Origin of the sequence: Aeromicrobium sp. REDSEA-S38_B2, from assembly GCF_001628525.1 — a bacterium.
Lineage (GTDB): Bacteria > Actinomycetota > Actinomycetes > Propionibacteriales > Nocardioidaceae > Aeromicrobium > Aeromicrobium erythreum.
This window is the reverse complement of record NZ_LUNH01000103.1, coordinates 70,738-96,574: the sequence shown is the minus strand read 5'-3', so window position 1 is coordinate 96,574 and position 25,837 is coordinate 70,738. Positions and strand designations below refer to the sequence as shown.

At 71.5% G+C, this 25,837-nt stretch carries 23 protein-coding genes, 1 tRNA gene and 1 pseudogene; 14 read left to right on the top strand and 11 right to left on the bottom strand.

Features of this window, described 5'->3' with window-relative positions:
• The first annotated feature begins 82 nt into the window (after positions 1-82).
• The 7 genes and pseudogenes from A6Q81_RS17075 to A6Q81_RS17045 form a co-directional block, all read left to right on the top strand.
• Positions 83-1,177: a glycosyltransferase family protein gene (locus A6Q81_RS17075; protein ID WP_236749758.1), complete on the top strand. Its 1,095-nt coding sequence runs from the start codon at positions 83-85 to the stop codon at positions 1,175-1,177.
• Complete coding sequence (locus A6Q81_RS17070; protein WP_286691211.1) at positions 1,174-2,250, top strand: glycosyltransferase; 1,077 nt, start codon at positions 1,174-1,176, stop codon at positions 2,248-2,250. Before A6Q81_RS17075 ends, A6Q81_RS17070 begins: the two co-directional genes overlap by 4 nt.
• Positions 2,247-3,269 carry a glycosyltransferase gene (locus A6Q81_RS17065; RefSeq protein ID WP_286691210.1) on the top strand — a complete coding sequence of 341 codons (1,023 nt, stop codon included), beginning with the start codon at positions 2,247-2,249 and terminating at the stop codon, positions 3,267-3,269. The genes A6Q81_RS17070 and A6Q81_RS17065 overlap by 4 nt, the downstream gene beginning before the upstream one ends.
• On the top strand, positions 3,266-4,147 hold the full coding sequence (locus tag A6Q81_RS17060) for a glycosyltransferase family 2 protein (RefSeq protein WP_083516493.1): 882 nt from the start codon (positions 3,266-3,268) through the stop codon (positions 4,145-4,147). Before A6Q81_RS17065 ends, A6Q81_RS17060 begins: the two co-directional genes overlap by 4 nt.
• Complete coding sequence (locus A6Q81_RS17055; protein ID WP_286691209.1) at positions 4,144-4,761, top strand: MarC family protein; 618 nt, start codon at positions 4,144-4,146, stop codon at positions 4,759-4,761. The genes A6Q81_RS17060 and A6Q81_RS17055 overlap by 4 nt, the downstream gene beginning before the upstream one ends.
• 10 nt (positions 4,762-4,771) lie before the next feature.
• Entirely contained in the window at positions 4,772-4,981 is a 210-nt protein-coding gene (locus tag A6Q81_RS17050; RefSeq protein ID WP_286691208.1) for an HAD family hydrolase, read from the top strand.
• Between the two features lie 21 nt (positions 4,982-5,002).
• Positions 5,003-5,224: pseudogene (locus A6Q81_RS17045) on the top strand (phosphatase domain-containing protein); the annotation flags it as partial.
• Positions 5,225-5,239: 15 nt separating this feature from the next.
• Here the strand turns inward: A6Q81_RS17045 and A6Q81_RS17040 are convergent.
• Positions 5,240-5,524 carry a helix-turn-helix transcriptional regulator gene (locus A6Q81_RS17040; protein ID WP_067860540.1) on the bottom strand — a complete coding sequence of 95 codons (285 nt, stop codon included), beginning with the start codon at positions 5,522-5,524 and terminating at the stop codon, positions 5,240-5,242.
• Between the two features lie 158 nt (positions 5,525-5,682).
• On the opposite strand from A6Q81_RS17040, the gene A6Q81_RS17035 reads away from it, so the two are divergent.
• From A6Q81_RS17035 to A6Q81_RS17025, 3 genes are all read left to right on the top strand, one after another.
• Complete coding sequence (locus A6Q81_RS17035; RefSeq protein ID WP_286691206.1) at positions 5,683-6,645, top strand: sodium-dependent bicarbonate transport family permease; 963 nt, start codon at positions 5,683-5,685, stop codon at positions 6,643-6,645.
• Complete coding sequence (locus tag A6Q81_RS17030) at positions 6,642-7,439, top strand: SDR family oxidoreductase (RefSeq protein ID WP_067860544.1); 798 nt, start codon at positions 6,642-6,644, stop codon at positions 7,437-7,439. The genes A6Q81_RS17035 and A6Q81_RS17030 overlap by 4 nt, the downstream gene beginning before the upstream one ends.
• A gap of 185 nt (positions 7,440-7,624) precedes the next feature.
• Positions 7,625-8,020: a VOC family protein gene (locus A6Q81_RS17025; protein WP_286691205.1), complete on the top strand. Its 396-nt coding sequence runs from the start codon at positions 7,625-7,627 to the stop codon at positions 8,018-8,020.
• 136 nt (positions 8,021-8,156) lie between these two features.
• Here A6Q81_RS17025 and A6Q81_RS17020 read toward each other — a convergent pair whose 3' ends face one another.
• The 4 genes from A6Q81_RS17020 to A6Q81_RS17005 all read right to left on the bottom strand — a co-directional run bounded on the left by A6Q81_RS17020 (position 8,157) and on the right by A6Q81_RS17005 (position 10,303).
• Positions 8,157-8,351, bottom strand: coding sequence for a hypothetical protein (locus A6Q81_RS17020; RefSeq protein ID WP_067860548.1), 195 nt, complete (start codon positions 8,349-8,351; stop codon positions 8,157-8,159).
• Between the two features lie 11 nt (positions 8,352-8,362).
• Complete coding sequence (locus A6Q81_RS17015; RefSeq protein WP_286691204.1) at positions 8,363-9,448, bottom strand: hypothetical protein; 1,086 nt, start codon at positions 9,446-9,448, stop codon at positions 8,363-8,365.
• A 254-nt stretch (positions 9,449-9,702) separates the two neighbouring features.
• Positions 9,703-9,987, bottom strand: coding sequence for a hypothetical protein (locus A6Q81_RS17010; protein ID WP_286691203.1), 285 nt, complete (start codon positions 9,985-9,987; stop codon positions 9,703-9,705).
• A 243-nt stretch (positions 9,988-10,230) separates the two neighbouring features.
• Positions 10,231-10,303 (bottom strand) — tRNA-Arg (locus A6Q81_RS17005).
• Positions 10,304-10,497: 194 nt separating this feature from the next.
• Here A6Q81_RS17005 and A6Q81_RS17000 point away from each other — a divergent pair.
• On the top strand, positions 10,498-12,390 hold the full coding sequence (locus tag A6Q81_RS17000) for a hypothetical protein (protein WP_286691202.1): 1,893 nt from the start codon (positions 10,498-10,500) through the stop codon (positions 12,388-12,390).
• Between the two features lie 79 nt (positions 12,391-12,469).
• Here A6Q81_RS17000 and ppc read toward each other — a convergent pair whose 3' ends face one another.
• On the bottom strand, positions 12,470-15,304 hold the full coding sequence (gene ppc, locus A6Q81_RS16995) for a phosphoenolpyruvate carboxylase (protein WP_286691201.1): 2,835 nt from the start codon (positions 15,302-15,304) through the stop codon (positions 12,470-12,472).
• Positions 15,305-15,564: 260 nt separating this feature from the next.
• On the opposite strand from ppc, the gene corA reads away from it, so the two are divergent.
• The 3 genes from corA (at position 15,565) to A6Q81_RS16980 (ending at position 18,582) form a co-directional block, all read left to right on the top strand.
• Positions 15,565-16,716, top strand: a complete 1,152-nt coding sequence (corA, locus tag A6Q81_RS16990; protein WP_286691200.1) for a magnesium/cobalt transporter CorA — start codon at positions 15,565-15,567, stop codon at positions 16,714-16,716.
• Positions 16,717-16,793: 77 nt separating this feature from the next.
• Positions 16,794-17,237 carry an SRPBCC family protein gene (locus tag A6Q81_RS16985; protein WP_286691199.1) on the top strand — a complete coding sequence of 148 codons (444 nt, stop codon included), beginning with the start codon at positions 16,794-16,796 and terminating at the stop codon, positions 17,235-17,237.
• Between the two features lie 178 nt (positions 17,238-17,415).
• Complete coding sequence (locus A6Q81_RS16980) at positions 17,416-18,582, top strand: nucleotide sugar dehydrogenase (RefSeq protein ID WP_286691198.1); 1,167 nt, start codon at positions 17,416-17,418, stop codon at positions 18,580-18,582.
• 331 nt (positions 18,583-18,913) lie between these two features.
• Here the strand turns inward: A6Q81_RS16980 and A6Q81_RS16975 are convergent, their stop codons facing one another.
• The 5 genes from A6Q81_RS16975 to A6Q81_RS16955 form a co-directional block, all read right to left on the bottom strand.
• Positions 18,914-20,053 carry a Wadjet anti-phage system protein JetD domain-containing protein gene (locus A6Q81_RS16975; RefSeq protein WP_067860561.1) on the bottom strand — a complete coding sequence of 380 codons (1,140 nt, stop codon included), beginning with the start codon at positions 20,051-20,053 and terminating at the stop codon, positions 18,914-18,916.
• Positions 20,050-23,370 carry an ATP-binding protein gene (locus A6Q81_RS16970; RefSeq protein WP_286691197.1) on the bottom strand — a complete coding sequence of 1,107 codons (3,321 nt, stop codon included), beginning with the start codon at positions 23,368-23,370 and terminating at the stop codon, positions 20,050-20,052. The genes A6Q81_RS16975 and A6Q81_RS16970 overlap by 4 nt, the downstream gene beginning before the upstream one ends.
• Positions 23,367-23,984 carry a DUF4194 domain-containing protein gene (locus tag A6Q81_RS16965; protein ID WP_067860566.1) on the bottom strand — a complete coding sequence of 206 codons (618 nt, stop codon included), beginning with the start codon at positions 23,982-23,984 and terminating at the stop codon, positions 23,367-23,369. Before A6Q81_RS16965 ends, A6Q81_RS16970 begins: the two co-directional genes overlap by 4 nt.
• Positions 23,981-25,432: a DUF3375 domain-containing protein gene (locus A6Q81_RS16960; RefSeq protein WP_067860568.1), complete on the bottom strand. Its 1,452-nt coding sequence runs from the start codon at positions 25,430-25,432 to the stop codon at positions 23,981-23,983. The genes A6Q81_RS16965 and A6Q81_RS16960 overlap by 4 nt, the downstream gene beginning before the upstream one ends.
• Before the next feature lie 104 nt (positions 25,433-25,536).
• On the bottom strand, positions 25,537-25,833 hold the full coding sequence (locus A6Q81_RS16955) for an ArsR/SmtB family transcription factor (RefSeq protein WP_067860570.1): 297 nt from the start codon (positions 25,831-25,833) through the stop codon (positions 25,537-25,539).
• Between the last annotated feature and the right edge of the window lie 4 nt (positions 25,834-25,837).

The window sequence follows — 25,837 nt, the reverse complement described above, 5'->3', positions numbered from 1 at the left end:
GTCCACCGGGCCATCCACGGTGTCGTCCACTGGGCCGTCCATGGGGCCCCGCCGGGGTCGTCCCGAGATCAGGGTCGCGTCCGTGCCCGCCGGGCACGTGTACGTGCGGCACCTGTCGTCGCCCGACCTCGACCTCGACGACCCCGTGCGCCGTCTGGCCGACCCCGCACCCGGGGGCGGACCGGCTGCCGCGGGCCAGCCGTGGTGGCCGCCGGCGATGCTCGACCCAGCCTGGGTGGAGCGCTCGCACGGCTCCTTCGACCTGATGCACGTGCACTTCGGCTTCGACGCCCTCGCCCCGGCGCAGCTCACCGCGCTGGTCGAGGCGCTGCGCACGCACGGCAAGCCGCTCGTGCTCACCGTGCACGACCTGCGCAACCCGCACCACCTCGACCGCGCCCTGCACGACGCCCAGCTCGACGTGCTCGTGCCGGCGGCCGCCGTCGTGGCCACGCTGACCGAGGGCGCGGCCGCCGAGGTGCGCCGCCGGTGGGACCGCGACGCGCTGGTGCTCCCCCACCCGCACGTCGTCGAGCCCACCACCATGCAGCGGCTCGCCCGACACCGGCCCGCGCCTGCGGAGCGCGGCGGCGAGTTCCGCGTCGGCCTGCACGTCAAGAGCCTGCGCGCCTGCATGGACCCAGCCACCCTCCTGCCGACGCTGCTCCGCGCCGTGCAGGAGGTGCCGGGCGGCGTGCTGCAGGTCGACGGCCACACCGACGTGCTCGACCCGGGCGGCGCGCGCTTCGACGCCGATCTGGCCGCCTGGCTCGCCGACGCCCCCGACGTCGTCGACGTGCGCGTGCACGACTACTTCACCGACGACGAGCTGGTCGACTACCTGGCGTCGCTCGACCTCTCCGTGCTGCCCTACCGCTTCGGCACGCACTCGGGCTGGCTCGAGCTGTGCCGCGACGTCGGCACCCCGGTCGCCGCTCCGAGCTGTGGCTACTACGCCGACCAGGGGCCGGTGCACGCGTTCACGTTCGACGAGCAACGGTTCGACGCCGACAGCCTCGTCGCGGCGGTGCGCGACGCGTGGGCGTCGACGCCCACCCCGGCGCCGACGGTGGCGCAGCGGCTGGCGCAGCGTCGCCAGCTCGCGGAGGCCCACGCCACGGTCTACACCGACGCGCTGACCGGTGCGTGCAGCATCGCGACCGTGGGTGGCCGATGAGGATCTGCCTCGTCGCGTCCGCCCGCTTCCCCGTCGCCGAGCCGTTCCAGGGAGGTCTGGAGGCGCACACGGCCACGCTGGCCCACGCGCTCGCCGACCGCGGCCACCGGGTGAGCGTCTTCGCCGCACCCGGGTCCGACCCCTCACTCGACGTCGAGGAGCTCGACGTGCCGCCGTTCGAGCCGAGCGCGGCGGCGCGGGCCGACGTGGGCGCGCACCCTGACGCGTGGATGCGCGAGCACCACGCCTACCTGGCGCTCATGCTCCGGCTCGCCCGCGGCGGGCAGTCGCGCTTCGACGTCGTGCACAACAACAGCCTCCACCACCTCCCCGTGGCGATGGCGCCGATGCTGTCGGTGCCGATGGTGACGACGCTGCACACCCCGCCGCTGGGCTGGCTCGAGTCGGCCATCGCGATGTCGGGCGGCGCGTCGACGTTCGCCGCCGTCAGCCGGCACACCGCCGCGGCCTGGTCCCACGCCGTGCAGGCCGAGGTGGTGCCCAACGGCGTCGACACGTCCCGGTGGCAGCCGGGTCCGGGGGGCGGGCGGGCGGTGTGGACGGGCCGACTCGTGCCGGAGAAGGCTCCGCACCTGGCCATCCTCGCCGCCCGACGCGCCGGTCTCGCGATCGACCTCGCGGGACCCGTGCTGGACGCCGACTACGTGCGTCGCGAGGTCGAGCCGCTGCTCGGCGACGACGCCCGGCTCGTCGGCCACCTGCACACCGACGCCCTCTGCGACCTCGTCGGGCGGGCCGGCGTGGCGCTCGTGACGCCGCAGTGGGACGAGCCGTACGGCCTCGTCGCGGCGGAGGCCATGGCCTGCGGCACCCCCGTGGCGGCGTTCGCGCGCGGTGCGCTGGCCGAGGTGGTCGGGGTGTCGGCCGGGCGGCTGGCGCGACCCGACGACGTCGACGACCTCGCCCGCGCCGCCCGCGAGGCGGTCGCGCTCGACCGTACCGCCGTCCGCGACCATGCGGTACGGCACTGCTCCGTGCAGCGGATGGTCACGCGCTACGAGGAGCTCTACGCCCGCGCCGAGAGCCCGACCCAGCCCGCCGAGGCCTCATGATCGGCTACTACGTCCACCACCACGGGCACGGGCACGTCATGCGGGCGACGACGCTCCTGCCCCACCTCGGAGGGCACGAGGTGACCGGGTTCTCGACGCTGCCCGCGCCGCGCGGCTGGCCGCAGCTGTGGATCGGGCTCGACCCGGACGCCGACGACGACCCGTTCGAGCTCCCGCCGGACCCGACCGCCGGCGGGGTCTTCCACTGGGTGCCCCGCGGGCACGACGGCCTGCGCTCGCGCATGGCGACGATCTCGCGGTGGATCGACCTGACCGACCCCGACGTCGTCGTCGTGGACACGTCGGTCGAGGTGGCCGCGCTCTGCCGCCTGCACGGCGTGCCCGTGGTGCAGATGCTGCAGCCCGGCGTCCGCACCGACCGGCCGCACCAGCTGGCCCTCGACCTCGCCGACCGCATCGTCGCGCCGTGGCCCGCCGACGTCGCGGGCGTCGTCGAGGGTGTCGCCCCCGACGACCCGCGGCTCGTGCACGTGGGCGCGTTCTCGCGCTTCGACGACCGCCCGGAGCCGCACGCGGTCGCGCCTCCGGCCACGCGCCAGGTGACCGTCCTGTCGGGCACCGGCGGACCCGGCATCGACGACGCCTCGCTCGAGCGCGCCCGACGCAACACCCCCGGCTGGACGTGGACGGTGCTCGGTGGCCACGCCGGCTCCTGGCTGGACGACCCGTGGCCCGCACTGCTGCGCGCCGACGTCGTCGTGACCCACGCCGGGCAGAACGCGCTGGCCGAGGTGGCCGCGGCGCGTCGGCCTGCTGTGGTCGTGCCGCAGGAGCGTCCGCACGACGAGCAGCGGACCACCGCCGCGGCACTGCGGGCCGACGGGCGGCTGCCCGTCGTCGTCGCCGAGGCGCCCGCCGACGACGACTGGGCCGCGCTGCTGGAGCAGGCGGTGCGTCGCGACGGACGCGACTGGGAGGTCTGGAACGACGGCAAGGGCGCCGCCCGCGCCGCCGAGGTCGTCCTCGAGGTGGCGCACGCGCGGACGGACAGCCGATGACGCCGCAGGGGTCGGGCCGGGTCGCGGTCGTGACGGTCGTGCACGGCCGGCACCGTCACCTGTGGCTGCAGCAACGGTCGCTCGCGGAGGGCGCCGTGCCGCCCGACGACCACGTCGTGGTGGCGATGGGCGACCCGCGCGCCGCGTGGTGGCCGGCGCCCGGGCGACGTCCGCACGTCGTGCACCTGCCCCTCGCCGACGAGCGGCTGCCGCTTGCCGCGGCCCGCAACCTCGGGGCGCGCACGGCGATCGAGCGCGGAGCCGACCTGGTCGTGCTCCTCGACGTCGACTGCCTCGCCTCCCCCGGGCTCGTCCTCGCCTACGAGGAGGCGTCGCGGCGTCCGCTCGCGGAGGACGCGGTGCTCTGCGGACCGGTCTCGTACCTGCCCCCGCCGCCGGCCGGCGGCTACGACCTGCACACCGTGCACACGCTCGCGACGCCGCACCCGGCGCGCCCCGCGCCGCCCGCGGGCGACGTGGTCGTCGACGCGGACGGGCACGACCTGTTCTGGTCGCTCTCCTTCGCCCTCACCCCGCAGACCTGGGAGCGGGTCGGCGGGTTCGACGAGGCGTACGCCGGCTACGGCGCCGAGGACACCGACTTCGGGCAGCGGGCGGCGGCGGCCGGCGTGCCGCTCGCATGGGTGGGCGGCGCGCGGGCCTCGCACCAGCACCACCCGACGCAGACCCCGCCGGTGCAGCACCTCGACGACGTGCTCCGCAACGGCCGCCTGTTCCGCGACCGGTGGGGGCGGTGGCCCATGCAGGGCTGGCTCGACGCCTTCGAGGAGCAGGGCCTGGTGCGTCGCACCGCCCACGGCGACTACGCGAGGGCCGACGCGCCCGAGTCGCCCGTGGCTGCCACGATGGACGCGTGACGTCCGTCTCCGTGGCCCTCGCCGCCCTCGCGGCGCTGCTGCCGATCACCAACCCGCTCGGGGCCGTGGCCGCCTTCGCGGCCCTCACCGAGGGCCAGCCCGCCGACCAGGTGCGACGCCAGGCGTGGCGCACCGGCATCTACGTGGCGACCATCCTGGGCGTCTTCGCGCTCCTCGGCAGCCTCGTGCTGAGCGCCTTCGGCATCACGATCGCCTCGCTGCAGATCGCCGGCGGCCTCGTGGTGGCGCACTCGGGCTTCGGCATGATCGTGCCGCGGGAGACGAGCACGGACGCCGAGAAGGAGCACGCGGCCGCGAAGGCCGACGTGTCGTTCTCGCCCATGGCGCTGCCGTTGGTGGCCGGACCCGGGGCGATCGGCGTGATCATCGCGCTGTCCGCGCGCCACCCCGACCCGCTCGACCGCGTCGGCATCCTCGTCGCGGGTCTCGCGATCGGTCTGCTCATCGCGCTCGCGCTGCGCTTTGCCACGCCGGTCGTCGACCGGCTGGGCCCGACCGGCATCGGCGCCCTTACCCGCGTGATGGGCTTCCTCATCCTCGCGATCGGCGTCGAGCTGTTCGTGCACGGCGTGCTGGCCGTCCTGCCCTCGTAGGCTCCTGCCCATGCGGGAGGCCGAGATCTTCGACGTCGACGGCACGTTGTGCGACGTCTCGGGCGTCCGGCACCACGTGCGTGGGGAGCGACGCAACTTCGAGGCGTTCCACGAGGCCGCCCTCGGCTGCCCGCCGCACGCCTGGGTCGTCGACGGGGCACGGGCCGCGGCGCGCGAGGGTCGGGCCGTCGTCGTGGTCACTGCCCGCCGCGAGCACTGACGCGCGGGAACGTCGTTCTGGCTCGCGCTGCACGACGTGCCGTCGGACCACCTCTACCTGCGCGGCGAGCACGACGGCCGCCCCGACGTCGAGGTCAAGCGCGACGTCCTCGCGCAGGTGCGCCAGCGCTACCGCGTCGTCCGCGCCTGGGACGACAACCCGAACGTCATCGCGCTGTGGGAGTCCGAGGGCATCGACGTCGTCGTCGTGCCCGGCTGGGACGACGAGCCGTCCCGTCCGTAGAGGCCGACGCGCCGCTCAGCGACCGAAGGCGGCGAGGAGGTCGCTGACCATGGTGGTCGACTCCTCGGGGTGGCGCAGGGGGCCGTCGGGGTGCACCTCGTAGCGGTTGCGTCGCCCGACCTTGGTGCGCGTGAGATACCCGGCCTCCTCGAGGTCGCGCAGGATCGTGCGGGCGGCGCGCTCGGAGATGCCGACGCGCTCGCTGAGGCTGGTGAGCAGGATGCCCGGCTCGCGCGCGACGAGGACGAGCACGTGGCCGTGGTTGCTGAGAAAGGTCCACGAGGAGCGCTCCGACGTCACGCACCCAGCCTAGCCGCGAAGGTGTCGTGCCTCACGTAGGCTACACCGGAACCTCAATACCGGTATTGTGCTTCCCGTTAACGATCTCTCACCGCGCGGCGCCGGACGGGGTGGCGACACCGCGCGGACGAGATCCCCCTGCCAGTCCAGGAGTCCTCGTGGATCTCTCCATGCTCAGCAACCTCACCGACCCGGTCATCCTGTTCTTCGTCCTCGGACTGCTCGCCGGCACCCTGCGCTCGAACCTCGAGGTGCCACCGGCCGTCACGAAGTTCCTCTCCCTCTACCTGCTCATGTCGATCGGCTTCAAGGGCGGCGAGGCGCTCGCGGCCACCGGCATCACCAGCACCGCCCTCACCGTCATGGGCCTCGCGGTGCTCCTGTCCGTCGTCATCCCGGTCGTCGGGTACCGCGTGCTGCGCCGGCGGGTGGCGCCCTTCGACGCGGCGGCGATCGCGGCCACCTACGGCTCGGTCAGTGCCGTCACGTTCGTCGCGGCGACGCAGTTCGTGACCTCGCGTGGCGACGAGCCCGGCGGCTACATGACGGTCGCGCTGGTCATGATGGAGACGCCCGCGGTGATCATGGCCGTGCTGCTCGCCACGCCGACGTCGGACCTGCCCCCGGCCGGCGCGAGCGTGGGCAGCATCCTGCGCGGGGCGTTCACCGAGGGCACGTTCCTGCTCCTCGTCGGCTCCCTGGTCATCGGCGTCGCCTCCGGATCGAGCGGCGCGGAGACCATGGCGCCGCTGTTGCACGACCTCTTCAAGGGGCTGCTGGCGTTCTTCCTGCTCGACATGGGCCTCGTCGTGGCCCGGCAGCTGCGCGAGGTCAAGGGGGTCCCGCCGTTCCTGATCGGCTTCGCCGTCGTGATGCCGCTGCTCGGCGCGACGCTCGCGCTGGCCCTGGGCGTCCTGGCCGGTCTCTCCGTCGGCGACCTGACGCTGCTGACCGTGCTGGCGGCCAGCGGCTCGTACATCGTCGTCCCGGCCGTGGCGCGCCACGCGATCCCGGAGGCGCTGCCGTCGCGCTACCTGACGATGTCGCTCGGCATCACGTTCCCGTTCAACATCGTCCTCGGCATCCCGCTGTACCACGCGATCGCCGGGGTGCTCGCGTGAGCGCGGGCCTGCTGGCCGGCAAGGTCGTGCTGGTGACGGGCGTCGTCACCACCGAGAGCATCGCCTACGGCGTGGCCCGACGCGCCGGCGAGCTGGGTGCCCAGGTCGTGCTCACGGCCCTCGACCGCGACCTCGAGCGCGCGAGAGAGGCGGCGCGGTCGCTCGACGTCGACACCGTCCTCACCTACGACGTCACCCGCCCGGGCGCGGGCCTGGAGCTGGTCGAGGCCGTCGGCGAGCGCTTCGGACGTCTCGACGCGGCGCTGCACGCCATCGCGTTCGCGCCGCGGGCGGCACTGTCGGGCTCGATGCTGGGCGTCGACCCTGCACAGCTCGAGCAGGCGTTCCGCACGAGCACCGTCTCCTACGCGGAGCTGGCGGAGGTGCTGCGCCGACTGAGCCCGCCGCCGGGGGCCAGCCTCGTCGGGCTCGACTTCGACGCCGCAGGGGCGTGGTCGGTCTACAACTGGATGGGCGTGTGCAAGGCGGGCCTGGAGTCGCTCAACCGCTACCTCGCCCGCGACCTGGGCGCGATCGGCATCCGCAGCAACCTGGTCGCGGCCGGACCCGTCCACACCCGCGCCGCCAGCGGCATCCCGGGCTTCGAGGAGCTGCTCGACGCGTGGGAGCAGCGGTCGCCCCTGCCGTGGGACCCCCGCGACACCGAGCCTGTCGCCGACTCGGTCTGCTACCTCTTCTCCGACCTCGCACGAGCCGTCACCGGCGAGATCCTGCACGTCGACGGCGGCTACCACGCCATGGCCGGCCCCCTGAGGGGGCCGGGGCGGGGGTGAGGGGACGGCTGGACGCAGGATTCTGCCGTCCTGCGTCCAGCCCCGAAGGATGCTGCGTTGGTGACGGGATCCCGTCACCAACGCAGCACCCTTCGACCCTTGGCACGCGGACGCAGACGCGTGCGTCCGCCGTCGGGACCTCGAGGGCACGTGACGGGCGTGGCGCGGTGGCGCACGATGGACGGGTGCTGCACCACCTCGACCACCTCGTCCTCACCGTCGCCGACGTCGACGCGACGGTCCGCTTCTACGGTGACGTCCTCGGGCTCGAGGCCCGGACCTTCGGCGAGGGACGGACGGCCCTCCACGCGCCGGGCTGGAAGATCAACCTGCACGAGGCCGCGGCGCCGATCGAGCCGCACGCCGCCGCACCGACCCCCGGCTCGGCCGACCTCTGCTTCATCGTCGACCGCCCCCTGGAGGAGGTCGAGCGGACGCTCGCCGGCGCCGGCGTGCCCGTCGAGCTCGGACCCGTCGACCGGACCGGCTCCTCCGGACCGATCCGCAGCGTCTACGTCCGCGACCCGGACGGCAACCTCGTCGAGCTGTCCGTCCCGCGCGAGGAGCAGGGCGCGTCCTGAAGGACGTCTCGCACCGACGGAGCCGGTGAGGCCGCGCTCCCCGTGCTGCAGCTCGAGCGCCTCGGGCGACGTCGCGGAGGGGCGTGAGACGGCACTGTGGCTGGTCGGAATCGGCCAGTCACAGTGCCGTCGTGGTTCAGCTGGAGGCGTTCTTCACGCGCCGTTGCTGCAGCTGCGTCCGTCCGAATGCCGCCCAGAGGATGTAGAGGACGACCGCAGCGGCGACGATGTAGGCGCCGGTCGCGGCGTCGGCACTGCCGAAGATGTTGACGGCGATCGCGGCCACGGCCACGATCGAGAACAGCGTGCGGTAGTTGTTGAGCGTTTCCATGATCTCCCCCGTCAGAAGCATTTCTCGATGACGCCACCGACCGTGGCCAGGTCGATCAGCGCGTCGCGTACGTCTTTGCCGATGCTCCCATGGGTGAAGACGTGCTTGAAAGCCTTCTTCGCCGACGCTCCTCGTCCGTGACCGGCCTTGCGGTAGGTCTTGTACGCCTTCCGTAGAGCCTTGTAGGCGGCCTTCGTGCCACCGACAGTCTTGATCGCAGCCTTGACCTTCGCGAGCTTGGACACGAGGTAGATGTTGCTCAGGACGGCGAGGATGATCGCACCGATGCAGGCGGTGGCGCCGACGGTGATCGCGTTCTGCTTGACGCGCGGGTCGTAGGTGGCCTGGATCGCGTCGTCACTGTCGCTGGTGACGTCGGCGGCGGGCCGCTCGAGGCCCTGCTCGGCGAGCCACGCGTCGATGTCCTCCTGCGTGCCGGTCTCGGAGTCGGGGATCTTCTCGATCAGCTCGAGGCCGTCGATGATCCCGGAGTCGATGTCGCTGAGCGGGTCGGGGTCGGCGTACCAGGCGTTGACCTCGACCTTGATGTTGACGTTGGTCCCGGAGTTGTTGGCGACCTCGATCGTGCCGGCCTCGGACAGGGTCATCTCCATGAGCTCGCTGCTCTCATAGGTAGTCCCGTAGGGGCTCTCGACGATCTGGTAGTCGCCAGGAAGCTCAGGGTCGTTGACCACGAGCCAGCCGGGGTCCTTCTTCGTGGTCCAACGTCCGGTGACCTTCAGGCTGACGCCGAAGGCGTTGGCGGGCACCGAGCCGACACCTGCGACGGTGACGGTGCGCTTGCTCTTGCGGGGAAAGGTCGTCCAGCCGGTGCCGCCCGAGGCGATCGGGACCGGCGTGGTGGCGGTCGCAGTGCGGTCTCCGTTCAGGGGAAGACGCTCGAACGTGTCGGTGTCAGAGTCAGCGATCGAGCGCAGCGACCCGTCGCCCTCGCCGCGGTGGTCGCCGGCGATGATCGACGTATCGGACGCGCCGTGGAGCACGGGCGGGCGGTGTGAAGGCGCCGCGAGCAGGCTTGCGAGCACCGCGGTGGCGGTGACCGTCGTGACTGCGGTCAAGGGGGCGGAAGGGGGCATGGGCCGCTCTCTCATGGGGAAGCCGCTGGTGTCGAGCGGCATCGGAACCGCAACCGGTCAGTGGCGGGTGATACGAACCATCACAGGTCAGACCAGCTGGTGAATCGAGATCACGTCAAAAATGGATCCGCGACAGTCGTCCGTCCCACGGGCTGAGGTGCCGTAGCCGATCCGGGCACCGCAGCATCATTCCCGGCCCCGACGACTCGAGACCGACGATGCCGTCTCCCCTGTCGCTCTGGGAGACAGCGGAGTCAGTGAGGCACCCGTCCGGCCTTGAGCGACCGACCTGCTGCGCGCGGCTCCACCCCGGCCTGCCAGAGGGCGAGCGGAGCGGCGAGCCGAGGATCGTCGAGAGGCGCGTAGGCGCCGGGGACCGAGCGCCGCTTCATCTCCTCGAGGAGCAGCTCGGGACTCGCGTCGCCGCTCGTCTCGCGGCTCTTCCACGCCGCCCGGTACGCCGCGGCCGCGGTCTGGGAGCGGTCGAGCCGGTCCAGGACCTCGCCGACGACGTCCAGGGTCATGAACGAGCCGAGCATCGTCTCCCCCTCACGTCCGTCATCTCGACACCTGCTCCATGCATTGAAACCGACCTGACGGTCCTGCGTCGAGGTCCCCGACACCCGACGATGCTGCGTTCACGACGGGATCCCGACACGGACGCAGCATCCTTCGACACCCCGCACGCGGACGCGGAGTCTTGCGTCCACCCAGGCACCGCCCCGGGTCCCCCACAAAGCACAGAAGCCCGGAGCATCCTCAGATGCTCCGGGCCTCGTCTGCGCGCCCGTAGGGATTCGAACCCCAAACCTTCTGATCCGTAGTCAGATGCTCTATCCGTTGAGCTACGGGCGCACGTCCCGAAGGACAGCGAAGAGTCTACGGGACGCCCCTCGGCGTCGTGCAACCGGGGCCGGGACCACGCAAAGACTCACCCGATCCACCGACGACAGGTGTCTGTTTGGTGAATCCGCCCAGGAACCAGGTCCGCGACCACTACGGTGAGCGCAGCCGCCCCGTCGCGGGGCACCGTGGAGAGAGAAGGACCCATGACCAGCAGTCGTCTGGCGCTGCCGGCGCTGTGCGCATCCGCCGCACTCGTCGCCAGCACCGTCGGCCTCGTGGCCGCGCCCGCCCAGGCCGAGCCGACCGACGCCCCCTCGTCGTCCGCCGCGTGCGAGACCTACCCCGCCGACCAGCTCGAGGAGGGCCAGGAGGTCACCGGTCTCACCACCGCCGGCGTCACCCCCGGTCGCCCGTCGTCGAAGGTCGAGCCGGAGTCGTTCACGGGCACCTACCTCGACACCCTCAGGAGCGACGACGGCGACACCCTCGTCTTCGACCTCAAGGGCTCCCGGATCACCAAGGCCGACGGCACCATCGACGCCGGCGTCTGGTCGGGCATGTCCGGCTCCCCCGTGTACGCCGCCGACGGCCGCCTCATCGGCGCCGTCGCCTACACGTTCGGCGGCACGCAGGGCTCCTCGATCGCCGGCGTCACGCCCGCCGCGGCCCTGCAGGCCCTGCGCGCCAACGGCGGCCAGGCGCCCACGAGCATCAAGCTCACCTCGCGCGAGAAGAACCGCCTCGTCGCCGCCGGCGCCGACCGCAGCGAGCTCGGCACCGGCGCGCGCAGCATCAAGCCCGTCACCGCCATCACGCTGCCCAGCAGCCTCGCCCGCGGCTACGCCACCATCGCCAAGCGCGCCGGCACCACGGCCCGCACCGTCATCAACGGCGCCAGCGGCGGCACCGCCGCCGACGCACCCATCGTCGCCGGCGGCAACCTGGCAGTCGCCGACTCCTACGGGTCGATCGCCTCCTACGCGCTCGGCACCGCGTCGCTCGTGTGCGACGGCGACGTCGTCGGCTTCGGCCACCCCATGGAGTTCGCGAACGCCCAGCGCACCCTGCACAACGCGTCGACCGCGCTGATCCAGGCCGACGGCGGCGAGTCGTACAAGCTGGCCAACCTCGGCGCCCCGCAGGGAACCCTCCTGCACGACGGCCTGGCCGGCGTGTTCGGTCGCCTCGGCGCGCTGCCGCTCACCACGACCGTCACCTCGACGGCCTCGTCCGACGGCAAGCCGGCGCGCACCTACCTGTCGTCCGTCCCCAACCCGGACGCCCTCGCCGAGATCGCCGCCACGCACGCCTTCCGCGACGCTGCCCTCGCCCAGGACCAGCTGGCCGGTGGCGAGTCGCTCGTGACCTGGACGGTCAAGGGCACCAGCACCGTCAACGGCAAGCCCGTCGAGATGCGCCGCACCGACCGCTACAGCCGACAGGACTCCCTCGCGGAGTACGTCGGCACCGGCGTCGCGTCGAACATCTGGGCCCTGCAGGACAACCCGTTCTCCAACATCGACGTCACCGACGTGACCATCGACGACACGCTCACGTCGCCGTACAAGGCGCTCAAGGCCACCGCCGCCGAGCGCTACGACACGAAGACGCGTCGCTGGGTCAAGCTGCGCGAGGGTGGCACCATCACCGCCACCAAGGGACGCACGATCAAGCTGCGCATCACCCTCGACCGCGCGAACCGGTACTCGAAGGCCACCAAGCGCTTCGTGACCACCGAGATCCGTCCCGCGTCGACGGCGATCGGCACCGGCCGCATCGTCATCACCGGCGGCAACACGAACAGCTGGGACGACGAGGACGAGTACTTCGACGACTTCGCCCCGTGGGACGACGAGGACTACTACTACGACGACGAGGACGAGCTGTCGCTCCCGGCGAAGCAGCCGACGTCGGCGCAGGGCGTGGCCGACCAGCTCGCGAACGACGTGCGCAACGACGACCTCGTGGTGTCGCAGGACTACTTCACGAAGCCGTCGAAGCGTTCCAGCAAGCGCGTGCTGGTGAACCAGGACAAGCGCCTGCGCCAGACGTCGATCGTCAGCGGACTCCTGTACTTCAAGGTCCGCTACCGCTGACCCCGCGTCACCCGCACACGACGACGGCGCTGCCTCCCCGCTCGGGGTGGCAGCGCCGTCGTCGTGGTGACGGGACCGCTCAGCCGGTGTTGCGCAGGCCGGCGGCGATGCCGTTGATCGTCAGCAGCAGCGCCCGCTCGGTCTCGGCCGACGGCGACTCCGCCGACCGCGCCCGACCGAGCAGCGAGACCTGCAGCGCGTGCAGGGGCGCGAGGTAGGCGTCGCGCAGCTCGAGCGTGCGGCGCAGCACCGGAGCCGACTCCAGCAGCGACGTCTGGCCGGTCACCCGCAGCACCTGCCCCACGGTGCGCTCGTGCTCGGCGCGGATGACGTCCATCAGGTGGCGGGCGTCGTCGGGCACCAGCGCGTCGACGTAGGAGGAGGCGATCTCGAGGTCGGTCTTCGCGAGCGTCATCTGCACGTTCGACAGGAACGTGCGGAAGAACGCCCACGACCCGTACATCTCGCGCAGCGTGTCCTCGCGGCCGTCGTCGAACGCGGCCTGCAGGCCCGAGCCGACGCCGAACCAGCCGGGCAGGATGATCCGCGACTGGGTCCACCCGAACACCCACGGGATGGCACGCAGGTCGTCGAGGCCCCCGGCGCCGCCCGGGCGCTTCGCCGGACGCGAGCCGATGTTCATCTTGCCGAGCTCGTCGACGGGCGTCGCGGCCACGAAGAACGGCACCAGCGCGTCGTCGCGCACGAGCGCACGGTAGGCCTGCTTGCCCTGCTCGGCGACGACGTCCATCGTCGCGTTCCAGCCGTCGAGCACCTCGCGCGGCAGCAGCGACGTGCGGTGCAGCGCCGACGCCTCCACGACCGCGGCCAGCGCACCCTCGAGGTTGTGCCGACCGAGCCCCGGCAGGGCGTACTTGTCGGAGATGACCTCGCCCTGCTCGGTGATCTTGATGGCGCCGTCGAGCGAGCCGTACGGCTGGCTCATGATCGCCTCGGCCGTCGGGCCGCCGCCGCGGCCCACGGACCCGCCGCGACCGTGGAACAGCCGCAGCCGCACGCCGTGCTCGCGGGCGACGTCGCGCAGCGCGCGCTGCGCGCGGTGGATCTGCCACTGCGAGGCGGCGATGCCGGCGTCCTTGGAGGAGTCGGAGTAGCCGAGCATGATCTCCTGCAGGTCGCCGCGCGCCGCGACCACGCGGCGGTACGACGGGTCCGACAGCAGCGCGTCGAGCAGCGGCCCGGCCGACTCGAGCTCGGCGACGGTCTCGAACAGCGGCGCGAAGCCGATGCGCGCCACCGGCTCCTCGCCGGTGAGGTCGACGAGGCCTGCCTCGCGGGCCAGCACGACGACGGCGAACAGGTCGTCCACGTCGTGCGTCATCGAGACGATGTAGGTCTCGACGACCTCGGGCCCGTACGTGTCGAGCGCGGTGCGGATGGTCTCCATGAGCGCCAGCGACGCCGACGCCGCCTCGCCGAGCCGCTCGCGGTCGGCGGCCGCCGCAGCACCCAGCAGCGGACGCGCGGACCGCAGCTCCTCGGCGAGCCGCTCGATGCGCTGCGGACGCTCGAGCTCGCCGTACCCGGTCTCGCCGACCCTCGCGTAGAGGTCGGCGAGGGCCGCGTGGTGCTTGGCGGAGTGCTCGCGCACGTCCATCGTGGCCAGGCCCGCGCCGAACGTGACCGCGGTGCGCAGCAGACGTCGGATGGCGCCGTTGCCGGTCAGCTCGTCGCCGGCCGCCAGCATCGAGTCGCGCACCAGCGCGAGGTCGCGCACCAGCTCGTCGAAGCCGAGGTAGTCGCGACCCGGCTCGTGCGGGGTGTCGTCGACGAGGCGGTCGCGGGTGCGCAGCAGGCGCACGCGCACGAAGCTGAGCTTGAGGCGGTACGGCTCGTCGGCGTTGAGGCGGCGGATCGTGCTCCAGGTGATCGGCAGCGCCTCGGCGTCCTCGGCGAGGCTGTCGAGCAGCTCCTGGCTGGCCTCGACCACGCGCGTCGACGCGGTCATCTCGGTGAGCAGGTCGTCGACCATCGTCACCAGCTCGGCCAGGCCCGACGTGTGCTGCAGGTGCAGCACGTCGAGCGTGACCTCCGGCGTGACGTTGGGGTTGCCGTCGCGGTCGCCGCCGGCCCACGTGCCGAAGCGCAGCGGTCGGGCCGCCGGAGCCAGCTCGACTCCGACGCGCGCGGTCTGCCGGTCGAGCTCGTCGAGCAGGCCGGGCACGACCTCCGACGCGATCGAGCGCAGGTAGTACACGGCCGTGCGTGCCTCGTCGAGCGGCTCGGGCTTGACGACCCGCAGCTCGTCGGTCTGCCACAGCAGGTCGACCAGCTCGGCCAGGCGACGCTCGTCGGCCGCGGCGTGCGCGGCCGGACGACGCGGGTCCTCGAGGTCGCGCACGACCTCGGCGACCTTGCGCAGCAGGCGCAGCACCGTGCGGCGGCTCGCCTCGGTGGGGTGGGCGGTGAACACGGGCCGGTACTCGACGCGGGTGAGCACGTCGGCCAGCTCCTCGGCCGAGAGGCTGCCGTCGGCGAGGGCCTCCTCGATGCGCCCGAAGGTGCTCGCGAGCGGTCCCTCGCTGCTCAGCGTCAGCTCCTGCCAGCGGTGCAGCTGCTCGGTGATGTTGACCAGCTGGAAGTACAGGGCGAACGCCCGGGCCAGCACCACGGCGCGCTCGGGCTCGAGGGCGTCGAGCGCCTCGCGCAGCTCGCTCGACCCCGCACCGGGTCGTCGCGCAAGGTGGCGCACGCGCTCGACGAGCTCGAGCAGCTCCGCACCCTCGTGGCGGGTGAGCGCCTCACCGAGCAGCGTCGTCAGCTGTCGCACCGAGGCCCGCAGCGCCGCATGCTCCTCGTCGGACCCGACCCCTCCGGCGAAAAGGGCGACGTCGGGCTCACGGCGGTCGGACGCGAGGATCTGCTCCGTCGACCGGGTGCTGGGGGAGATCATGGCACCCATCCTGCCGTCCCGAGGTTTCTCGCGCGTGACGCCCGTCCGCCGTACGGACGGGTAGGCGCCGGGGACGAGCTACCCTGGTCGGTGGAACGTCCGCAGGCAGACGAGGGAGGTGGTTGCCGTGTCCGGTGAACCTCCCAGTCGACGACCGCGCCCCTGAGCGCCGTCGTCGCCCCGGTCGCTCGCACCGGGACCAGCACCGTCGTCAGCACCGGCCCGCCGCAGCCCTGCGGCCCACCCCGACGGAGTCCGTCATGTCCGACCGTTCCTTCACGTCCCTGCGCACCCTGACCACCCGCGTGCGCCGTCAGCACCCCACCCCCGACCGTCCCCACGCGGACCAGCCGACCGCAGCGCACGCCGCCGACCGCCAGGCCGAGGGTCGCGAGAGCCTCGTCGACAGCGCCGTCTACGTCGACGGCGACCGCGTCGCGTCGCCCCGCACGCTCGCCGACACCTACGGTGCGCTGCGCGAGCACCCCGACGCGTTCGCGTGGGTCGGCCTCTACCGGCCCGACCAGCACGAGCTCGGGTCGCTCGCCGACGAGCTCGACCTGCACAGCCTCGCCGTCGAGGACGCGATCGTCGCCCACCAGCGCCCGAAGATCGAGCGCTACGACGACACCCTGTTCGTCGTGCTGCGCGCCGCCCGCTACCTCGACGACGTCGAGGAGGTGGAGTTCGGCGAGGTGCACGTGTTCGTCGGGCCCGACTTCGTCGTCACGCTGCGGCACAGCGAGGCGCCCGACCTGTCGGCCGTGCGTCGCCGCCTCGAGAGCAACCCCGACCTGCTGCGCCTCGGCCCGGAGGCCGTCCTCTACGCCGTGCTCGACCGCGTGGTCGACGGCTACCTGCCCGTGGTGGCAGGCCTCGCGAACGACATCGACGAGATCGAGACGGAGGTCTTCTCCGGCGACCCGCGCGTCTCGCGGCGCATCTACGAGCTGACCCGCGAGGTGATCGAGTTCCAGCGCGCCGCCGCACCGCTCGCCCGCGTGCTGCGCTCGCTGGCCGGCGGGTTCACGAAGTACCGCATCGACGAGGAGCTGCAGCGCTACCTGCGCGACGTCGAGGACCACCTGACGCAGGTGACCGAGCAGATCGACGGGTTCCGCCAGCTGCTGCGCGACATCATGACCGTCAACGCCACCCTGGTGGCGCAGAAGCAGAACGAGGAGATGAAGGCGCTCACCGAGGCCAGCCTCGACCAGAACGAGGAGGTCAAGCGGATCTCGGCCTGGGCGGCCATCCTGTTCGCGCCGACCCTCATCGGCACCGTGTACGGCATGAACTTCGACCAGATGCCCGAGCTGCACTGGCGTCTCGGCTACCCGTTCGCGCTGCTGCTGATGGGCTGCGTGAGCGTCGGTCTGTGGGCCGTGTTCCGCCGTCGCCGGTGGATCTGACGGACGGTCAACCTCTCCACATGCTCCGCACGGCGCGTTGGGATGCGCCCGCCTCGCAGGATGCTTACCGTCGAAGCATGATTGCGGAGGAGTACCAGATCGCGTCCCCCCAGACGCGCGCCCAGCTGTGGGCGAACCTCCTGCGTCTGGAGACCCTCGGGGAGTGGAGTGCTGTCGGCCGCTGCCTGTCCACCGACACCGACGTCCTGGCGCAGGCCCAGTCCTACCTGTGCGTCCTGCAGCACCGCGACGAGGAGCTGGACGCTTCGATCGTGGTCACGAACCTCGACCCGCCGAACGAGTTCAAGCTGCGCACGGCGTCGGCGATGGCGGTCGTGAACGAGCGCGTGGTCCTCGAGCCCGACGGTCGAGGCACGCTGGTCCGCTACACCGCCGCGGCGACGTCGTCGATGTTCGGCCCGGCTGTCACGGTGTGGCTGCACGACCACGTGGCGCTCGTGCAGGAGCGGCTGACCCGCTTCGTCCAGCGCACCGACACGCACGCGGCCGACGAGTCCTGACCCCCTGACGGGGACGACGAGGCCCCGCCGCCTTCTCCAGGGGTGAGGAAGGCGACGGGGGTGCGCTCATCGTAGCGGCGCGCGGGGGTGCTGCGACAGCACCTGACGGAGCCTGTCGCCGCGGGGTCGCACGGCATTGTCCGGTCGGGGGCGCGATGCCAGACGTTAGGCTGCGGCCATGAAGATCGCAGTGGTGGGAACCGGCTACGTCGGCCTCTCGAATGCCGTCATCCTCGCCCAGCGCCACCAGGTGGTGGCCGTCGACATCGACGCCGCCAAGGTGGAGCAGATCAACGCGCGCACGTCGCCGATCGAGGACGTCGAGCTCGAGCAGTACCTGGCCGAGAAGCCGCTCGACCTGACCGCCACCACCGACGCCGCGTCGGCCTACGTCGACGCCTCGTTCGTCGTGGTCGCGACGCCCACCGACTACGACCCGCAGTCGAACTACTTCAACACGCGCTCCGTCGAGAGCGTCGTGGCGGCCGTCGGCGAGGTGAACCCGGCGGCGGCGATCGTCATCAAGTCGACCGTTCCCGTGGGGTTCACGGCCCGCATCCGCGAGCAGCACCCGGACCTGACGATCCTGTTCTCGCCGGAGTTCCTGCGCGAGGGTCGGGCGCTGTACGACAACCTGCACCCGTCGCGGATCGTCGTGGGTGCCCGCACCGCCGAGGGCGAGGCGTTCGCGGAGCTGCTGCGCGAGGGCGCCCTGGAGGACGACGTGCCGGTGCTGCTGACCGACTCGACCGAGGCCGAGGCGATCAAGCTGTTCGCGAACACCTACCTGGCGCTGCGGGTGGCGTACTTCAACGAGCTCGACACGTACGCGGCGATCCACGGCCTCGACTCGCGGCAGATCATCGAGGGCGTGGGTCTGGACCCGCGCATCGGCAGCCACTACAACAACCCGTCGTTCGGCTACGGCGGCTACTGCCTGCCGAAGGACACGAAGCAGCTGCGAGCGAACTTCGAGGACGTGCCGCAGAACCTGATCGGCGCGATCGTCGACGCCAACTCGACCCGCAAGGACTTCGTCGCCGAGGACATCCTGCGTCGTCAGCCCCGGACGGTCGGCATCTACCGCCTGGTGATGAAGTCGGGCTCGGACAACTTCCGCGCCTCGAGCATCCAGGGCGTCATGAAGCGGCTGAAGGCGAAGGGCATCGAGGTGCTCGTGTACGAGCCGCTGCTGCCCGACGAGCCGTTCTTCGGCTCGGAGGTCCTGCGCGACCTCGAGGAGCTGAAGCGTCGCAGCGACGTCATCGTCGTCAACCGCCACACCCCCGACCTCGCCGACGTGGCCGACAAGATCTACACCCGCGACCTCTTCGGCAGCGACTGACCCACCCCACCGCTGGTCGAAGAGACACCACCCCTACCGCTGGTCGAGCGGTCCATCCCCGCCCCCACCCGCTGGTCGAGTAGCGCGGAGCCGCGACGAAGGAGCGTGCTCCGGGCGTATCGAGACCACCCCAAGCGGACGCTGGGGGGTGGCCCACGCTTGAGCCCCTGCCGAGTGGTCTCGATACGTCAGGACCTCGCAAGCTCGTCCTGACTACTCGACCAGCGAGTTGACCGCTGGTCGAGTAGGCGACGTCGCGACGAAGGAGCAGAAGTCGCCGTATCGAGACCACCCCACGCCGACGCTGCCGCTCACCCCACGCGCTCGGTCATCAGCCTCGCGAAACCGATCTGAGCTCCCTCAGGGCGAGGTCCCAGGGGATTCGCTCCTGCTCCAGCCGGACGTCACCCTCCGCACGAATCCGCGCTAGCACGGCACGCTCGTCCGACGTCAGTTCGTCGAGCACGCCGCGCGCCGGTCGGGGCTCGATCACCCAAAGGTCACGATGGTCCAGGAGGGTCTTCTCATCCATAAGCACGCTCGTCACCCCGTCGAGGTGAGATCGCAACCTGTTCAGGATCGCGAAACCGTGCGAGTCGAGATCTCCCCAGTAGACGATCGGACACCGCGCCAGCCACGGCAGCTTCTCGAGGACGTCGACGGCATAGCCGGAGCCATGTAGCACCACGGCGCCGGGCCACTGCGGCATGGCGAGGACGGTCTCGAGATTCTCGAACACGAAGACGACGTCCGGGCGCAGAGCGAGGCTCGCGAGCTGACGGACCGGTGCGGCGAGGTCCGCCAGCCCACCGATGCAGAGCGAGGAGTCGAGGCACCTCACCCGGAGAAGCGGGTCCCCATCGACCAGCCCCAACCCAGGCCGGCCCGTCGTGGCAGTCGTGAGAGCCGTGAGCACGCCGCGGTGGCGCCCTAGCCACTTGCTGTCCACCCCTCGCACAGGGACCTGCCGCGGACGCAACCCGTCGGAGGGGTGGATGGCGAGCCACTGAGCGACGTCGAGGACCTGCAGGAACCGGTCCTCGTCCCACCCGGTGATCTCACGCGCATGACGTCGGCAGGTGGCGTCGAGCTCCTCCGACGGTCCCCACCGTCCTCGGATCTCTGCCACACGAGCAGCGAATAGCCTCCACTCGGAAGCGACCCGGCCCCCCGCCAACGCTGCGACATCGTCGGGACGACGGGCCACCAGTCTCACCGGCACCCGCTGACGACCCACCCGCCGCCACGAGCGCTCCTCCCACTCCACGGTGAGACCACCGACGAACGCGGGGTCCGTCCATGCGCGCGCCCAGGCCTCGGCACCGGCTTGATCGACCATCGCCTCGCGCTCCGTGGGCGGCTTCAGCAGGATCGTGAGAGCCGGCTCGTCGGGCGGAGCAACGGCCCAATCAGTGCCACGTCGCCGCAGGGTGGCCGCTGCCCCCGCGCGCGCCTCGGCGACCCCGATCACGACGGAACCTCATCGTCCCAGACGACGCTCGAGACTTGGGAGAGCTTCCGAGTGGGGTTCTCGATCGAGGTCACCGCACCCACGTACGGTTCGATCGTCTGCAAAAGCTTCTGCGGGGTGGCGAGGATGAGCTGGAAACCGAACTCGACGAACACGTCGAGGGCCATGCGCGTGTACCTCGTATCGGCCTTGTCGAACGCCTCGTCGAGGACGATCGTGCCGTACCGGGGGACGACGTCGTCTGCGTCGGCGAGCTGGTACCGCAGCGCAGCGGCGAGGCAGAACACTACGAGCTTCTGCTGCTGCCCTCCCGACATCGCCGCCCCCGAGTCGTACGTGGCGTGCACGTGGCCGTCGGGGTCGATCTCCTCGGCCCGGAAGGTTACGTGTTGGCGGGTGTCGAGGCACTGACGGCGCCACGCACGGTCCGCCGGAAGGCTGGAGGCCAGCTGCTCCATGATGCGGCTGAGCACGGCGAACCGTTCCTCTGCGGCCTCCAGGTCATCCTCCGTCCAGCCCAAGCTCGCCACGGCCCGCAGGTCGGCGATGAATCGCGTGACCGTGTCGGTGTGACGGGTCTTGACCTTCAGACCCAGGAAGCGGTCCGTGTCGAACGGCGACCTGCGCAGCGAGTCGTTGACCGGGCCGATGCGTTCGGCGATCTCCCGCGGCGCTGCCAGGATGTCGTTGACGAGGTCTGCCACCATGTCGCGCGAGCGCTCCCGCAGGAGCCGCAGAAAGCTGGCCTCGTGCTGGGGCAGACCGTTCGCGACGATCTGGTCGAGTACGTCGAGGTAGCCGCCGCGATCGTCCACCGACGGGGTCAGGTCAGCCGCGACCGCAGCGGCAGGCCACTGCTCGTTGAACGACGTGGCCTCGCGGACGATGGCCTCCGCCGCGGTGTTGGCCCGGCGGGTCTCCGCGTCGCTATCGTCGCGGAGATCCTGGACGACCTGCTGTCCGACGGCGGCGATGCCGACCCGGTCCAGGTGCCGCCGCCTCGCACGGAACCGTCCGTCCAGCTCGGTGACGACCTCGGGGTCGAGCGCGCCCTCCTCGCGCGACGACGCGTTCAGCCGATCGATCTCCTCCCCGAGGCGACGCTGCTCGCTCTCCGCTTGCGCCACCGCCAGCTCAGCGGCTCGCAGCACCTCCGCGGACGCCTGCCGCTCGCTGCGACGCGCAGCCACCGTCTGCACCGCGGTGCTGAGCTCGGAGTCGGCGCTCGTGAGATCCTCGAGCTGGTGCTGCAGCTCGGCCACGCGGCTCTGCGCACCCTCGACATCGACCGCAGCCCAACGCTGCTCACGGACGGTCTTGAGCACACCACGGCGTTCGATCGACGCTGCTCGGCGCCGCTCGACGTCGGCGGCGACCTCCTGCGCTGCGGCCAGCTCGGCCTCCGCGCCGATGAGGCGCTCGACCAACGCCTCGATCTTCGCCTCGCGATCGCCCAGGACCCACCCGCGCCGGTCACCGATGCGCATGCGGTCGTCCTTCTCGTACCGCGTGCGCGACGTCTTGACCTGGCCGCCGATCGTGACCGCCTTGTCGTGACGGTCCAGGTGATCCGGGCTGTCGACGCAGGCGTAGTCGAACCGCTCGGACAGCTGCCCTCCAAGCCACCCGGCGAATGGTCCGTCGGCGATCACGACCCGGTGCAGCAGCGACACGTCGCTGCGCGCCGGTCGTGGCGGCGCGGCGTCCGGTCGGACCTCCTCGAAGACCAGGCGGAGGCCGTCGAGCTGGTGTTCCTCGACCCAGCGCCGCACGGGCCGGAGGTGCTCGGACCGCACGAGCATCGCGAGAGAGAGCGGTCGAAGCACCCTCTCGATCGCACCGGTCCAGGCGACGTGACGAGGGGCGACCTCGATCAGCTCGGCCGCGAACGGGAGTGCCGTGTCCGGCAGCCCGAGGTGCGCGGAGAGAGCCGTCCGAACCGCGAGGAGTCGCGGGGGTACCGTGCTCCCGGTCCTGCGGAGCGACGCGATGTCGTCGGTGAGCCGATCCCGTTCGGCGCGGGTCTCGAACAGGCGCTGGAGCTGCTCGTACGACGCGGTCTCCGGTTCGGTGTCGTCGATCATCTCCTCGATGGCCCGACGAAGCTCAGCGAACTCACCTGCCGTCCGGGGCGGACTCTGGATGCCCGCGGCGGCGAGCTGCCGCGCCAGAGTCTGCCAGCGTTCCTCCGTGTCGCGCGCGGCTTGCTCGGCGGTGTCGATCGCCCGTTGGACGTGCTCGGCCTCCGCACCTCCGAGCTCCAGCGCGAGGCGCTCGGCGCGACGCAGTGCCTCGTCCGACGAGGTGTCGCGCAGCCGTGCAGTCGCGACGTCCTCCCGGAGGACGACCAGGCGTTCCCTGAGGGCCTCAGCCTCGTTGGTGGCCAGCAGAAGCGTGCGGGCATGCTGGTAGCCGACGACGTGGCTGGCGAGGTCCTTCGCCTTCTCCGCTGCGACGCGGGCCTCGTCGTGGGCGGAGGCAGCGTCGCGGAGCCGCAGGAGGTGATCGCGTTGCAACCTCAGCTGCACGACGCGGTCATGGGCGCTGCGGAGCTCACCGAACTGCGCCACCGCGTTGTCTGCGAGCGCGAAGGTGGACGGTTCTTCGAGCATGTAGTCGCGGAAGAGGTCGTCGAGGCTGTCCAGGTTCTTCGCCGACTGCGTCTTGTGCAGGAGCTGGAGGGCGGTCTCGTCCGCGATGCCGACGACGGACCTGAGTCGTGCGTAGAAGCGGGCGTGGGACCGGTTGCTCGTGACCACGGCGTCCGGCCAGGCGGCCTGCAGCTTGCGCACCTCGACGCCCTTACGGACGAACGGCTCGACGTCGCGCAGGTCGATGGCCGATCGCTCCAGCACACAGACGTCGTTGATGTCGGCGTTGCTGGAGCCGCCGGCGCGCAGGAAGAACAAGCGGGCCAGCGTGACGGGTTGGGTGGTCCCGGACTCAAGTCGCAACAGGATCCCGCTCCAGGTCGCTCCGGTGCGCAGGAACTGACTGACGACGCGGTCCTCGTCGTCGTCGACGGTGCGCGACCATGCACCGCGAACGTAGCTGACGAGGCTGCGCTGATCGGCCCGGGCGCCGCTGCCTTGCGCCGCCTGGTTGAGCCGTAGCCACTTGTCCGGGGTGAGGACAGCGGCGATCGCGTCGAGCAGGGACGACTTGCCCGACCCGGAGGGCCCGGTGACCAGGTGACCTCGTCGGGCGATCGGCAGCCGGTAAATCTTGCCGTCGAACGTGCCCCAGTTGGCGAGCTGGACCTCGGCGAGGCGCCACTGTCCGGTGGCCGGGACCGGGAGGTCGAGGGGAAGGGTCATGAGACGTCCTCACCTGACGCGGCACCCTCGCCGATGCGCCGGTACTCCTCGGTGAGAGCGCGGACCTCATCCTCGTCGAGCAGGAACTTGACCACGGGTGAGATCTCGGCTCGCTCCTCGCCCGCAGGGTGGATGACCCGGAGCTTGTTCATCATGCGCCCCCAGGCTGCATTGAGGTTGCGACGGAACGTGGACTCGTCGCCGTCGGAGTAGATGCTCAGCCGCTCGTACACCTCGTCCTGGCCGACGATCACCCGCCGCTCTCCGGACGTCGCGAGGAGGAGCTGACGAAGCACGAGGAGCATCGCGGTGTCGATGAACGCGAGACTCTCGCTGCGCAGCGTGCTCGGGACCTCGATCTCGTCGGTGCGGACCTTGCGGGTGAAGGCGAACTCGTCCACGGGGTCGATGACGAGCTCGAGGAAGAGATCGTGCAGGAGCGATCGGATGGCGCGTTCGTCGGCCATCAGGGCGGCCCAGAGCTGTGGCCGTCGGCGCCCTGACAGGTACGGGCCCTTGAGGATCTCGAGCACCGCCCGCCGCGAGTCCTCGACGAGCCTGCCCGTGTCGTCCTTCCAGAGGCGCGGGGCGCCGGCGGGGTCCGCGAGACTCATCTGATCTTCTCCGTAAAGGTGTGGGTGGCGATGATGGCGGATCGCGGGACACCGTCGGTCCCCGTCCAGGTGAGCGACTCGGCCGACCTCGGGTCGAGCCGCCCGTGGACGGTGGCGAGGGAGAGCAGCCCGACGACGCTGGCGACCCCCTGGCTGGCAGGGCGGTGGCGCAGGACGGTGCCTACCGAGGCGGACGGCACCTCGTCGAGGACGGCGTTGACGTTGCGGACGAGCTCGACGAAGTCGATCTCGCTCTCTCGCGCGACCGCGCGGAGTGCCTCGAGGTCGACCGTCGTGGTGGTCGCGTCGTCGAGGGTGGCACCGGTGTCGTAGTCGGACGGGTCGTGCGCACTGATCTCTCCCACGGTGGAGAACGGGAGCGCCGACAGCTCGATGTCGCGCGGCATCCGCGCGTAGGGCTTGATGCGGCGAGAGGCAGCGACGGCGACGGAGAGCGACTCCCGCAGCGCGTCGCGGAGCCGCCTGTCGCGCTGGAACTCCTGGGAGTAGACATAGCGGCGCAGACCGCGAGCGAACTCGGTGAGTACCTGGTGCACGTCGCGACTGCCGTGCTTGAGGTCGCGGACAAGCGTGCGGAGCGCGCGACGTGCCCCTGGGTCGATCGCGCGGGCGAAGTCACGCTCGAGCAGGGCGGCGAGGTCGGTGTCGAGGGCGGCGGACCGCTCGGGGTCGCGGATGAGCGCGGCGAAGGCGGTGAAGGTTCGGCCTTCGTCGGAGGCCTCGATCAGGTCGACACCGCGAAAGACGTCGTCGAGGACGCTGCCGTGTCGTTCGTCGGCGTCGAGGATGCTGGCGCGGAGGTCCTGGTTGAGACTCTCGAAGCGAGCTCGTACCCCGGCGAAGTCGCCGGGGAGATGCTCGGCCTGCAGGAGGATGTCGGCGAGGCGTTCGGCGGCGCGGCGGTCGTCGAGCGTGGTCACCTCACCTCCGCGTACCGCGGTGATCTCGGCGTCGATGCGGTCTCGCTCGGTCAGCAGGACCTCGAGTCGACGGGTGCCGTCAGGGTCGGTGTCGCGGGCGAGCTGACGGATGGCGGCAGCAAGCCCGACGAGACGCGACTCGGTGATCGTGGTGCGAGGTGTCTCGAGCTGGGAGAACATCCGGAGCGCGAGGTGAGCGGCGGCCGACAGCTCGTAGGTCTCTCCGCGGCTGTCGCGATCGGTGCGCCGCACGAGAAAGCCGGCGTTGCGCCAGTCGTCGCAGTAGGCACGTGCGTTCTGCTTGAGCTCCTCGTGCAGACGCAGCTCCTCGAGATCTGCCTCCACGGCCGCGTGGAGCTCTTCGGTGGGCATGCGCATTCCGGGTGCACCCAGACGCTCGGCGAGGATGCCTGCGATGACGGGTGCGAGGTCGGCGCGCAGGAGTCGCAGGGCAGCGTGCTCATCCACGAGACGCCGGTAGGCGAGTGCCTTCGACAGGGCCGACATGGCCTCATCTTGGCAAACCGCTCGGACAGCCCGTCCTGGCGCACTCGACCGCGACGCACGCGACCCCGCCCAGCGGAGGCTGGGCGGGGTCGGGTGGGGGTGGGTCAGGGCAGGACGTTGAGCAGGGCCCTGCCGGCGGCGAGCAGCTCGGCGACGCGATCCGTCGCCAGCGCGTACTCGACGGTGCCTCCGCGTCGGGTCGACGTCACGAGGTCGGCCCGACGCAGGACGGCCAGCTGCTGCGACAGCGACGACGACTCGACCTCGATGTCGGCGAGCAGCTCGCGCACGGCCATCGGCCGGTCCTCCAGCAGCTCGAGCACCCGGATGCGGACCGGGTGCCCGAGCGTGCGGAAGAGCTCGGCCTTGCTGTGGTGCAGCGGTGCGCTCGTGGCAGACACCGGC

Excerpts from the sequence above, each read along its gene's own strand:
- A6Q81_RS17070 (WP_286691211.1), top strand. The coding sequence starts at position 1,174 with ATGAGGATCTGCCTCGTCGCGTCCGCCCGCTTCCCCGTCGCCGAGCCG.
- A6Q81_RS17065 (WP_286691210.1), top strand. The coding sequence starts at position 2,247 with ATGATCGGCTACTACGTCCACCACCACGGGCACGGGCACGTCATGCGG.
- A6Q81_RS17060 (WP_083516493.1), top strand. The coding sequence starts at position 3,266 with ATGACGCCGCAGGGGTCGGGCCGGGTCGCGGTCGTGACGGTCGTGCAC.
- A6Q81_RS17050 (WP_286691208.1), top strand. The coding sequence starts at position 4,772 with ATGCGGGAGGCCGAGATCTTCGACGTCGACGGCACGTTGTGCGACGTC.
- A6Q81_RS17020 (WP_067860548.1), bottom strand. The coding sequence starts at position 8,351 with ATGGAAACGCTCAACAACTACCGCACGCTGTTCTCGATCGTGGCCGTG.
- A6Q81_RS17015 (WP_286691204.1), bottom strand. The coding sequence starts at position 9,448 with ATGCCCCCTTCCGCCCCCTTGACCGCAGTCACGACGGTCACCGCCACC.
- A6Q81_RS17010 (WP_286691203.1), bottom strand. The coding sequence starts at position 9,987 with ATGCTCGGCTCGTTCATGACCCTGGACGTCGTCGGCGAGGTCCTGGAC.
- A6Q81_RS17000 (WP_286691202.1), top strand. The coding sequence starts at position 10,498 with ATGACCAGCAGTCGTCTGGCGCTGCCGGCGCTGTGCGCATCCGCCGCA.
- ppc (WP_286691201.1), bottom strand. The coding sequence starts at position 15,304 with ATGATCTCCCCCAGCACCCGGTCGACGGAGCAGATCCTCGCGTCCGAC.
- corA (WP_286691200.1), top strand. The coding sequence starts at position 15,565 with ATGTCCGACCGTTCCTTCACGTCCCTGCGCACCCTGACCACCCGCGTG.
- A6Q81_RS16985 (WP_286691199.1), top strand. The coding sequence starts at position 16,794 with ATGATTGCGGAGGAGTACCAGATCGCGTCCCCCCAGACGCGCGCCCAG.
- A6Q81_RS16980 (WP_286691198.1), top strand. The coding sequence starts at position 17,416 with ATGAAGATCGCAGTGGTGGGAACCGGCTACGTCGGCCTCTCGAATGCC.
- A6Q81_RS16970 (WP_286691197.1), bottom strand. The coding sequence starts at position 23,370 with ATGACCCTTCCCCTCGACCTCCCGGTCCCGGCCACCGGACAGTGGCGC.
- A6Q81_RS16965 (WP_067860566.1), bottom strand. The coding sequence starts at position 23,984 with ATGAGTCTCGCGGACCCCGCCGGCGCCCCGCGCCTCTGGAAGGACGAC.
- A6Q81_RS16960 (WP_067860568.1), bottom strand. The coding sequence starts at position 25,432 with ATGTCGGCCCTGTCGAAGGCACTCGCCTACCGGCGTCTCGTGGATGAG.